The organism is Leisingera sp. JC1 (genome assembly GCF_001679925.1).
Lineage (GTDB): Bacteria > Pseudomonadota > Alphaproteobacteria > Rhodobacterales > Rhodobacteraceae > Leisingera.
The window spans coordinates 1-11,041 of the sequence record NZ_LYUZ01000138.1 but is presented as its reverse complement, the minus strand read 5'-3'; the positions used below and the strand labels follow the sequence as shown (position 1 = coordinate 11,041).

Below are 11,041 nucleotides of genomic sequence, written 5' to 3'. Positions count from 1 at the left end.
CATCCAGGGCGGCCCGCTGATGCATGTGATCGCAGGCAAGGCGGCAGCCTTCGGCGAGGCGCTGAAGCCGGAGTTCAAGGCCTACCAGAAGCAGGTCCGCGCCAACGCGGCAGCACTGGCGGACCAGCTGATCCAGGGCGGCCTGGACATCGTGACCGGCGGCACCGACACCCATGTGATGCTCGTGGACCTGCGCCCCAAGGGCGTCACCGGCAACATCGCCGACAAGGCGCTGGGCCGCGCCCACATCACCACCAACAAGAACGGCATCCCGTTCGACCCGGAAAAGCCCACCGTGACCTCCGGCCTGCGCCTGGGCACGCCCGCCGGCACCACCCGCGGCTTCGGCGAGGCGGAGTTCCGCCAGATCGCCGACCTGATCATCGAGGTGATCGACGGGCTGGCGGCCAACGGTGAAGAGGGCAATGCCGACGTGGAAGCGGCGGTGCGCGCCAAGGTCGCGGACCTCTGCGCCAAGTTCCCGCTCTATCCGAACCTGTAATCCCATCCGGGACTGAACACATGAAACCGCCGCGGCCCAAAAGCCGCGGCGGTTTTGCTTTGGCAGGCAGGTTCCCTCGCCCTGCAGGCGCCGAGCACCGGCACGGCGCCACGCTCAACGCATTCGGGTCTGCCCCTGGCAGTCCGGTAAGGGGCGGGAGTCGGTGGCGGCATAGCAGCTCTGCCTGCTCGTGCGTTTGGGCTAGGCGAGGCCAGCGCAGAATCGGACCGCATCAGGGCGTGCCGTAAAGCCTTGTCATGTGCCGCCGGCCCGTGCCTAATTGCACGCAAACGGCCAAAGAAAATGGAACGCTCTCTTGTCGGACTCTCTTTCCCTGTCCCACCGCGAAATGGAGCTGATGGACGCATTGCGCCGCCTGGGCGGCTCTGCGCGCAGTGCCGAACTGGCCAAGATGCTGGATGTGTCCGAGGAAACCGTTCGCCGCACGATTAAAGCGCTGAGCAAGGCCGGCGCCGTGCAACGTGTGCATGGCGGCGCGTTTCTGGCCGGTCCGCATAGCTCAACAAGTTTCGCGCGGCGGATTTCTGAGAACCAGAAGGAAAAGGCGCGGATTGCTGCACTGGCGGCTGGTTATGTGCGCGACGGGATGGCGCTTTTCCTTGACGTCGGTTCCACCACGGCCTTCGTTGCTGAGGAATTGCGGCAGAAGTCGGATCTGACTGTGGTCACTAACGCGATTGGCGCGGCGCAGACCCTGGCAAACCACAATGGCAACCGTGTGCATTTTCTGGGTGGTGAAATGCAGAGCAATGAGCGGGGCACTTTCGGCTTTGTTGCGGAACAGCAGCTGCGCCGGTTTGCGCTTGACCTGGCGATCCTGTCTGCGGACGCGCTTTCCGCCAAGCAAGGCGTGCTTTACCACAGCGCAGACGAGGCTCAGCTGGCGCGTGTGGCCGCTGACTGCGCCCAGAAGGTTGCAGTTGCCTTGGCGCATCCGAAGTTTGCGGAAACGGCTCCCCACTGCGGACCGGAGCCTCGCAGGATCTCTGTCTTGCTCACCGATCAGGATCCCGGCAAGAAGCTGTCTGCTGCTCTAATCGGCTGGGGGGTGCAGACAGAAGTCGCCCAATCCGGCAAGGCAGACTGAACCGGAAATCCGGCGAGCGACGATGCTGCTTTTGTATGCGGTTCGCATGGTGCGGACCGGGATTGAGCGCAGCTACGGGGCCTCGTTCCAGCGGCTGCTGACCGCGCGCCAAAGCCACCTGCAGGCGGGGCTGATGGGGCTGGTCCTGGCGATCGTGCTGCAAAGCTCGGCCGCGGTGGCGCTGCTCACATCCGGCTTTGCCGCCAGCGGCTATCTGGCCTTTCCCACCGGGCTGGCGATCGTGCTGGGCGGCGATCTCGGCTCGGCGCTGATCATCCARATCCTGTCCTTCAAGCTCGACTGGCTGGTSCCGGTGCTSTTGGCGGCGGGCGGCTACCTGTTCGTCAAGACCGAGGCCAAGAAGGCCCGCCAGCTGGGRCGGATCCTGATGGGCGTGGCCTTCATCCTGATTTCGCTGCGGTTTCTGCGCGAGGCGATGGACCCGATCCGCGACAGCGCCTTTCTGCCCGCGGTGGCAGGCTATCTGGCGCGCGACTACATCACCGCCTTTCTCGTGGGCGGCGCGCTGGCCTTTGTGATGCATTCCAGCGTGGCGGCGATCCTGATGTGCGTCACACTGGTGCAGATCGGCGCCATCCCCTTTGCCGCCGGCCTGTCGCTGGTSCTGGGCGCGAATTTCGGCTCCGCCTTCATCCCGGTCTGGCTCAGCCGCGGCATGGCGCTGAAGGCGCGGCGCATTCCCTATGCCAACCTTACCTTGCGCGGCACCTGGGCGGTGCTCTGCCTGTTCGGCGCCAATCTGGCGCTGCGCCAGGGCTGGCTGGGCGATCCGCAGGGCGGCCAGATGCTGGTCAACGCCCATCTCGCCTTCAACGCGTCGCTCCTGCTGCTGGCGYTGCCCGCCTGYGCCCCGCTGGGCGGCGTCTTTGCCCGCGCCTTCCCGGAACCCGTGCAGGCAGAGGCGGCGCAGCCGGGCCGCCCGGTCAGCGCGCTGGAGCAGGGCAGCTACGGCTCGCCCGCGCAGGCGGTGGCCAACCTCAAGCGGGAGCTGTTGCGGATGGCCGACCAGACCGGCGCCATGTTCCGCCCGGTTCTGGACCTGTACAAGGGCGGCAGCAAGGAGCAGATCAGGGCGGTGCAGCAGATGGACGCGGAGGTGAACGCCTGCCTCTCCGGCATCTTCTCCAAGGAGGGCTGGCTGGAGATCACCCGCATGCACGAGGCGATCCTGGCCAATCTGCAGCTGGCCTCCAACGTGCTGATCTCCGACGATCTGGAGAGCGCGCGGCTCTTGAGCCTGGAGAAGACCGAGCTGAAGCGGATGGAGCACGACAGCCGCAAGCGCCACCTGAAGCGGCTGCAGGACGGCGCGCGGGAGAGCTTTGACACCTCCGACATCCACCTGGAAACCCTGCGGGCCCTGCGCGAGTTCAACAGCCACATCGCCGCCGTCGCCACCCCGGTGCTCTACCGCAGCGGACAGCTGCTGGAGACAAGGCTCATCGAAGATTTGCCAGAAGGTGATGGGGGCGAACCCCCAGCCTCCGGGCTCTTGCCAAAAGACTGATCCGGACATGACGCTTCCCGTAATTGCCATCATCCTGTCAGCAGCCCTGCTGCACGCGCTGTGGAACGCCATTGTGAAGACGGCGGCTGACCGGACCACAACGCTGGGGCTGGTGGCGTTTGGCCAGGTTGTCCCGGGCGCTGTCATGATAGCGGTTCTGCCGCTGCCGTCGGCAGAAAGCTTTCCCTATATTCTGGCGTCGACGATTGTTCATTTCGGTTACTACTACATGCTGGGCCGTGCCTATCAGCATGGCGACCTGAGCGTTGTTTACCCGATTGCCCGCGGCGTCGTTCCGGCTTTGGTTGCGCTCTGGGCGATGGCTTTTGCCGGCGAGGTGCTGCCGCTGCAGGCCTGGGCCGGAATTGCAGTGATCGCCTGCGGCATTCAGCTCAGCAGCTGGAAAGCACTGCGGTCCGGTGTCGGGCGGGCGGCACTTGGCTTTGCAGCCGGCACCGGATTTTGCATTTCGGTCTATTCCGTGGTTGACGGCATCGGGGTGCGCCTTTCAGGGCATACCCTGAGCTATTGGGCATGGGGGGCCTTCCTGCACATTTTCATTGCCGGGTTTGTTGCTGTCCGCAGGCGGCGGACCCTGGCACACCTGCCCGCAAAGACCTGGATGCTGGGAATTGCCGGCGGGCTGGTATCGATGATTGCATACGGTCTGGTGCTCTACGCCAAAAACTTTGCCCCGCTCGGGGCCGTTTCTGCGCTTCGCGAGACCTCGGTGATCTTCGCGGCACTGATCGGCTTTGTCTTCCTGAAGGAAGGCTATTGGATGCGGCGGCTGGGATCGGCAGTTCTGATGGCTGCCGGGGTCGGCCTGATCGGGACAGCCGTTTAAACCCGCACCCGGACGGGCAATGGGCCGCCTCCGTCAGGCGCTGGCCCGTGGTTCTTGTTGCGGCGCGATCTCTTCGGTTATTGCAGCCAGCGTGTGCAGAAGCACAGCTTTTTTCACGGGCTTGGCCAGGAAGTGATCCATGCCGGCCTCCAGGCAGGCCTGTTCATCGCTGGCGAAGGCGTTGGCGGTCAGGGCCACGATGACCGGCTGCGGCAGGGGCAGGCCGCGGATTTCCCGGGTGGCACCGAGACCATCGAGAACTGGCATGGACATATCCATCAGAATGATATCCGGCCGCAGTTCCTTGCACATGTCCACGGCAGCGCGTCCATTGGCGGCTTCGGCGAGCTCCACCGGCTGGTTGCGCAGATACTTGCGGATCAGCAGGCGGTTTGTCTGATTGTCCTCCGCCAGAAGCACCCTGCAAGGCGCAAGCTGCGGAGGTGGGGCCAGGGAGAGCGGTGCAGCTTCGCTCGCGGCGTCACCAGCCGGTTGCAGCTGAAGTTCAAGCCGGAAACAGGACCCCAGGCCAGGCTCTGATGTGACTGAAATGCCGCCGCCCATCCGCTTGGCGAGCATGCTGGAGATGGTCAAGCCCAGCCCGGTTCCGCCGAACGCCTTGGTCGTCGCGGCATCTGCCTGTGTGAAACGGTCGAAAATATGGCGCGCTTGGTTCTCGGAAATACCGATCCCGCTGTCCTCGACTTCGGCGATAAGGTGGTAAGGGTTGCCTAGTGCATGCGACACCCGAACGGATATTCTGCCTTCCGTTGTGAATTTCACAGCATTGCCGATCAGGTTGACCAGGATCTGGCGCAAGCGCCCGTCATCACCGTGCATCCGATCCGGCAACCCGTCCGCGTAGCTGATTTCCAGCGGCAAGCCCTTGTCCTGCGCTTTCGGGCGGAAGAGATTGGCGGCACTGCTGACACATTCGCGCAGATTGAAATCCTCACCCGCGATCGAAAGCTTTCCTGCCTCCATGCGTGACAGGTCGAGGATGTCGTTGATGATCTTCAGCAAGGCCTGTGCCGAGCTGCGGATGGTCTCGACGTTTTGCAGTTCGTCAGGCGGCAGTTCCGCCTCTGCCAGGAGGTCAGCCATACCAATGATGCCATTCATCGGTGTGCGGATCTCATGGCTCATGTTGGCAAGAAATTCCGACTTGGCGCGGTCGGCCTGTTCCGCCGCAAGTTTTGCTTCGGCCAGTTCGCGTTCCCGCTGCTTGCTGTGGGTGATGTCCCGCTCAATGCCGATGATCAGATCCACGGATCCATCCGCACATGTCACCGGCACGATGTTGGTGTCGAACCAGACCTCGTCGCCTGATTTCGTGTAATTGAGGACCTCATTGTGGTAGCGGATGCCAAGATCCTTGTGGCGGTTCATCTCCTGAATAACCTTGGCGTCGGTGTTTGGCCCGTCCAGCAGTTCAGACGGGGTCCGGCCGATGGCGTCAGTTGCCAGATAGCCTGTTGCCCGCGTAAAGGCGTCGTTGACCCAGAGGATGCGGCGCTCCGCATCTGTCAGGATGATGCTGTCAGAGGCGTGTTTGGCCACAAGTGACAGACGGTGCAATTCCGCCTGCTGCTTTTGCAGTTCTGCATGCGCCTGCTCCAGGGCCTGTTTGCCCAGTTTCAGCTCACGGTTGCGTTCGGACAGAGTCTGGTTGGCGCGGATCAGTTCCTCGCGCAGGCTCACATCTTCGGAGACATTCCAATTGACGCCGATCATCAGTTTTCGGCCGCGCGCATCGGTGAACGGACTGGCCAATGCCCGGATGTGCTTGACTGTGCCATTGTTCAGAACGATCCGGAAATCGGAGGCAAAGCTGGTGTGCTTTTCTTCTGCATTATTCAGTGCATCCAGTACCCTGCTGCGGTCGTCTGGATGCAGTGTTTCAGCCCAGGCCTCCGCGCTTGGCGGACCCAGTTCCTCAGGCACGCCGTAAAGCTTGTGCATCCGGCTGTCCCAGCTTACCCGCTGGGCAGCTGGGTCATATTCCCAGATGCCAACCCGTGAGGTCTTTACTGCAATCTCCAACCGGTGCGATACCGCCTCCAGCTCAGCTTCCCGATGGCGCAGCTTGCCGATCACCGCTTGCCGGGCATCGGACAGCCTGCCTGCCAGAAATGTGGGAAACACGATCAGAGTGCCTGCCACCAGAAGCGCGAACCGAAGCTGCCACAGGTTTCCGGGACTATTCTGCCAGCCGTCTTGCGGACGGGCAGCCAGCTGCCAGGATCCGGCTGGCAGGATAATGTCCAGAAGCACCGGGTTGTCCGCAAATATGCCGCCGGCGCCAAAGAACTGCTGCCCGGCAGCTCCTGTTCCGTCCCGGCCTGTCAGCGCAAGTTCCAGCGTGCCGCTGTGATGCAGGCCGGTAACCGCATAAAGGGTATCTGTTTCGACAACCGCCGAGAGAATGCCCCAGAATTTCCGTTGTTCACCGGTGCCGGTGAAGATCGGCAGGCGGTAAATGAACCCGGTACCGCCCTGCACAAGATTAACAGGGCCAGCCAGAACCATTTCGCCGCTGTCGCGCACCCGGTGTGCGGCGGCGCGCTGTGCCTCGTTCTTGTTGTAATCCAGCCCGAGGGCAGCTTCGTTGCCCTTCATCGGGTGAACCAGGGTAACAACAAGTCCGGGAGCCGCCGCAATATGGCGGATGGCGGTCTCTCCTTCTAAAACCTGGGCCGCAATCCGGCTGAACCGTTCCTGGCTCATGTCCGGCTCTGTTGCGAGCATTGCTGCGAGGCCGCGCAGGCGCTGGTAGTCGCCGTTCAGCTGGCCCTCAAGGCGGGATTTGATCATCCCCGCGGCCTGCTGCGTGTCGGCGCGCTGGGATTGGTAGTGGATAGTGGCGTTCTGTCTTTCGGCATAAAGTCCCGCAGCACACACGACAGCCAGCGCAAGCAGGGCAGGAAGATAGGTCCTGTTGCCTAGGGCGCGCAGCCAGTGAGCGGGGAGATTTGACAGGGCCATTCAGCCACCTTTGCTTTTTCAGAAACACCGTTGGCAATAGCGGCCTTAAATTATGCCAGGTGTTCGGTTTTGCTCTATGTTCCTTTTAAAGTCTGAAAATCCGGTTTCCACAATACGGTTGCTTGCGGCTGCTGCGCAGTGTGGCACAAGCAGCAGCCATTGCAGAAGTTCGAACCAGCGGGATCAGAAGTCCTGCCATTTTGCCAAGGCGGCTGATCCTTCCGAAACAGGCATTGGGGCCGCCGCCTCGGGGATCTCATCCCAGCCGGTACCATGTGCGGACGGAAGCTCCGGACGGGAAGCCTCGCGCGGGGGGGGCATTTCCAGCCCGACATCGAATTGCGCCACAAGTCCAGCGAGGTTAGAGGCGTCGCCATTCAGCAATTGGCCTGCCGCTGTCATCTGTTCGACCATGGCGGCATTTTGCTGGGTGACCTGATCCAGCTGCATCACCCCGGTGTTGATTTCGCCGATGCCGGTCGACTGTTCTGCCGCACCTGTGGCGATGTCCGAGACCAGGCCGGAGATGTGGGAGACTTGCGACACGATGCTGTGCAGCGCCGCGCCGGCCTTGCCGACCAGATCCACGCCCTTTTCGACCTGTTCGCCGGAGTTGGAAATCAGCGTTTTGATTTCCATGGCCGCATCCGACGAACGCTGGGCAAGTGCCCGCACTTCGGAGGCGACGACGGCAAAGCCGCGTCCCGCTTCGCCAGCCCGGGCAGCTTCGACACCTGCGTTCAAGGCCAGCAGGTTGGTTTGGAAGGCGATGTCGTCGATCACGCCGATGATCTGCGAGATATGGCGGGAGGACTCCTCGATGCCATTCATTGCGGTGACGGCGTTCTGAACAACCTCGCCGCTGGCCATTGCCTCGTCCCGGGCTTCGTTCATGGAAGCTTCGACTTTGCGTGCGCCGTCCGCGGCAGCCTTGACGCTGGCGGTCATCTGATCCAGGGCCGCTGCCGTCTGTTCCAGGGTCGCTGCCTGGCTTTCGGTGCGCTGCGACAGATCGTCGGAGGCCTGGCTGATTTCCGACGTGCCGTTGCGGATGCTGGTGGTGGCCTCCACCACTTCGCGCACGGTTGCGTTCAGTGTGTTGACCGTCTGATTGAAGTCGAGGCGCAGACCCTTGTAAGCCTCGGGGAAGGGCGCATCAATCGTGGTTGAAAAGTCGCCCTTTGCCAGATGGGTCAGCCCGGTGCGCAACTCATTCACCACGAGATCCTGCTCTCGCTGGGCTTCCGCCCGCTCCTCTTCAGCAAGCTGGGCATTCTGCAGATCGGTTTTGAAGCCTTCAAGGATGCCGGCGATGTTGCCGAACTCGTCGCCGGTGCCCAGGCCGGCCACTGGATGGCCGTAGTCCTTGGCGGCAATGTGTTCCACGCTGTCAGACAGGCCGGACACCTTGCGCGCAATGCCGCGGGCTGCGATCCAGGACAGCAATGCTACTGCCAGGGCAACGCCTACGGCCTGCAGCATGGAGGCATTGACCAGGCTTTTCTCCGCCGCCAGGGCCTCGGCGCTGTCGACCTCGAGCACAATGCCCCAGGTACGGTCGTCCAGCCCGACGCTCGCGGCCATCGCCTCAACCGGCTGGCCGGCGAGGCCGGGAGTTCCGGAGAAGCTGCTTTCCCCGCCGCTGAGCGCTGCGGTAATCTGCTGCAGTTCCGGCAGCTTGGTCAGAACCTGGTGCCCGCCCTCACGTTCCGATGCGGTCAGTGCAATGCCGTCGCCGCGCACCAGATAGGCCTGCCCAGTTTCGCCGAGCAATGCAGACCGCGACAGTATGCCAGCGATGCCGTCCACCGGAACACGCAGCACCAGTGCCCCCATGATCGCGTCTTTTTTGTAGATGGGGGAGGAGATAAACATCGCGGCCGCCCCGCCGTCCGGCTCATATCCGGCCATTTCCGACAGGAACACATTGCCCTGCTCCATTTCCAGGGCGGTGCGGTAGGCCTGGCCCAGCCCGCTGTCCTTGTACGGCCCGTCCAGGTAGTTCAGCGCGAAGTCTTCGTTTTTGTGGACCGAATAGACCATGTTGCCCTGTACATCCAAAAGATAGGCATCCAGGAACCCCTGCTCTTCGAGGAATGTCACGAAGCCGGTGTGGTTCATCTTGTGTCGGATGGACCATGCCGATTTGTCTTTCGCGTCCAGCAGTTTGTAGCGTTCGCCCGCAGGGTTCGGGTTGCCTTCGCCATAGGCCGCGCGCAGATAGCTGCCGGGAGTGTCGCCAAGCGAGTAAAACCCGTTGGAAAAGTCGCGCAGCGCTGTTTCAACCGCCTTGCTGGCCACCAGCGTTCTGGTCTGGGACCGCAATCCGGCAACCCAGTTTTCCAGTGCTTCCTTGCGCTCTTCCAAAAGCGTTGCATAGGCCGCCTCACGGTTGGTCTTCAGCGCCTGCCCGGCCTCCCAGGCAAAAAAGAAACCCGAGGCGAGCGTAAGAAGGATTGTCGGCGCGGCAATGGAGAGCGGCAGCTTGCGGCCCAGCCGCATGTTGTTCCAGAATTTAAACAGTCGAGTCATTACGGCGAAGTTCCCATCAACATTTCAGTCTGCCGGACTGCCTGAAAGCGGTCTGTGGCGGTCCAGCAGTGAGATGCCGGACGTCAAAACACTCAGAGGGATTCATTTCAGGGCCGTTAATTTGCGTCTTGTTCCCGCGAAATTGGGCTTTTGGACGGTGTGGAGCGGCAAAAATACCGTTCCACTTTTAGCAGATTGCCTTCCGGGCAATGCGAATCACTCAGCTCAGAAGGGTGAAGCGGGCCCAGTGACCCGTTTTGACCGAGCCGCGTGCCCCTGCAGGCATTCCGCCCCCTTTGCCGGAGCCGTGGCCGTGGCCGAATTTTCAATGCGCCTGCCGGATTTACGATTCATTACCGGGATGCGTGTATTCAGGGGCGCAGAAGCGGCTATTTCGCCGGGAACACTTGGCCTTTTGTGTGCTCAGGCACCTGTGGCCAGAGATTGAGATGTGACTATGGCCGTACCTGACTGGCTTTCCGGACTTCTTGCGACCCTGAAAGGCTCCGGAGTGAATGACAAGCTCGCCGGGAGCACCGGCGACGACGTTATCGAAGCGGGCGGGGGTGCCGATACCGTTGCCGGGGAAGAGGGCAATGACGTCATTGATGGCGGCTCAGGCGATGATGTCATCTATGGCGACATGGGGGATGGCTTCGATCAAGGTGTGGATGCCAGTCCTCTTGAACTGAAGATCGGCAACATCCAGAGCATCTCGCATGACGGCTCGACAGGGGCTGCGGGCAACTATGCTGTCTTCAGCGATGTTGCGACATTGGAGGATGGAACCTCGATCTGGGGCAAGCTGGTCCTTGTCGAGAAATCGAACGCGAATATGTCGGTGGAGTTCGGTTATACCGACGGTGCGGAGATCCTGCTGGATGGTGATCAGGCGGGTGACCAGGCGACTTTCCGGTTGGAGTTCTTTGACCCGGCAACAGGCGAGCCGGTCTATCTGAATTCCACTGCGACCTTCAACGATATCGATGACAACAGCGGTTATGGAGATGCCGAAGCAGTCATTATTGACGGCAACAGTTTCACCTCCTTTGGCGTTTCCTCGGATTCCAACCTTACCACTTCGACTGACGGCAATCTGGTTACAGCCACTGGGACGCAGTACAATTCATACACCGATCAGGAGGCCTGGTTCTCTGCCGGGTTCGAGGACCGTTCATCGATTGAATTCACTCTCCAGACCCGAGACGGTCTGGCGGGATTTACTCTGTCCGGCGATGTCATCGACGATCCGGTTGTCACCCCTATTGAACAAGGCGCCGACACGGTTCTGGGCGGTGACGGCAATGACATTGTTTACGGACAAGGCGGCGATGACTCGCTGCTGGGTGAAGCGGGCGACGACAGCTTGGACGGCGGTGACGGCGATGATGTTCTGGAAGGCGGAGAGGGGGCGGATACGCTGATCGGCGGGGCCGGGGACGACAGCATTGTTGCAACGGATGGCAATGACACGCTGGAAGGCGGCGACGGCGCCGACACGATGTATGGCGGCAATGATGACGACCTGTTGATCGGCGG

Annotated in this window: 6 protein-coding genes and 1 pseudogene; 5 read left to right on the top strand and 2 right to left on the bottom strand. The window is 61.9% G+C overall.

Annotated elements, in window-relative coordinates:
* From glyA to A9D60_RS22930, 4 genes and pseudogenes are all read left to right on the top strand, one after another.
* A pseudogene (gene glyA / locus A9D60_RS22945) lies at positions 1-502 on the top strand (serine hydroxymethyltransferase); the annotation flags it as partial.
* 358 nt (positions 503-860) lie between these two features.
* Entirely contained in the window at positions 861-1,610 is a 750-nt protein-coding gene (locus A9D60_RS22940) for a DeoR/GlpR family DNA-binding transcription regulator (protein WP_083194332.1), read from the top strand.
* Between the two features lie 22 nt (positions 1,611-1,632).
* On the top strand, positions 1,633-3,138 hold the full coding sequence (locus tag A9D60_RS22935; protein ID WP_065269737.1) for a Na/Pi cotransporter family protein: 1,506 nt from the start codon (positions 1,633-1,635) through the stop codon (positions 3,136-3,138).
* A 7-nt stretch (positions 3,139-3,145) separates the two neighbouring features.
* Entirely contained in the window at positions 3,146-3,985 is an 840-nt protein-coding gene (locus tag A9D60_RS22930) for a DMT family transporter (protein ID WP_065269736.1), read from the top strand.
* 33 nt (positions 3,986-4,018) lie between these two features.
* On the opposite strand, the gene A9D60_RS22925 is transcribed toward A9D60_RS22930, so the two are convergent.
* Positions 4,019-6,970 carry an ATP-binding protein gene (locus tag A9D60_RS22925; RefSeq protein WP_065269735.1) on the bottom strand — a complete coding sequence of 984 codons (2,952 nt, stop codon included), beginning with the start codon at positions 6,968-6,970 and terminating at the stop codon, positions 4,019-4,021.
* A 183-nt stretch (positions 6,971-7,153) separates the two neighbouring features.
* On the bottom strand, positions 7,154-9,502 hold the full coding sequence (locus A9D60_RS22920) for a methyl-accepting chemotaxis protein (protein WP_065269734.1): 2,349 nt from the start codon (positions 9,500-9,502) through the stop codon (positions 7,154-7,156).
* A gap of 457 nt (positions 9,503-9,959) precedes the next feature.
* On the opposite strand from A9D60_RS22920, the gene A9D60_RS22915 reads away from it, so the two are divergent.
* The coding region (locus A9D60_RS22915) for a calcium-binding protein (RefSeq protein ID WP_141118028.1) at positions 9,960-11,041 on the top strand (1,082 nt) is incomplete at its 3' end.

Excerpts from the sequence above, each read along its gene's own strand:
- A9D60_RS22940 (WP_083194332.1), top strand. The coding sequence starts at position 861 with ATGGACGCATTGCGCCGCCTGGGCGGCTCTGCGCGCAGTGCCGAACTG.
- A9D60_RS22930 (WP_065269736.1), top strand. The coding sequence starts at position 3,146 with ATGACGCTTCCCGTAATTGCCATCATCCTGTCAGCAGCCCTGCTGCAC.
- A9D60_RS22925 (WP_065269735.1), bottom strand. The coding sequence starts at position 6,970 with ATGGCCCTGTCAAATCTCCCCGCTCACTGGCTGCGCGCCCTAGGCAAC.
- A9D60_RS22920 (WP_065269734.1), bottom strand. The coding sequence starts at position 9,502 with ATGACTCGACTGTTTAAATTCTGGAACAACATGCGGCTGGGCCGCAAG.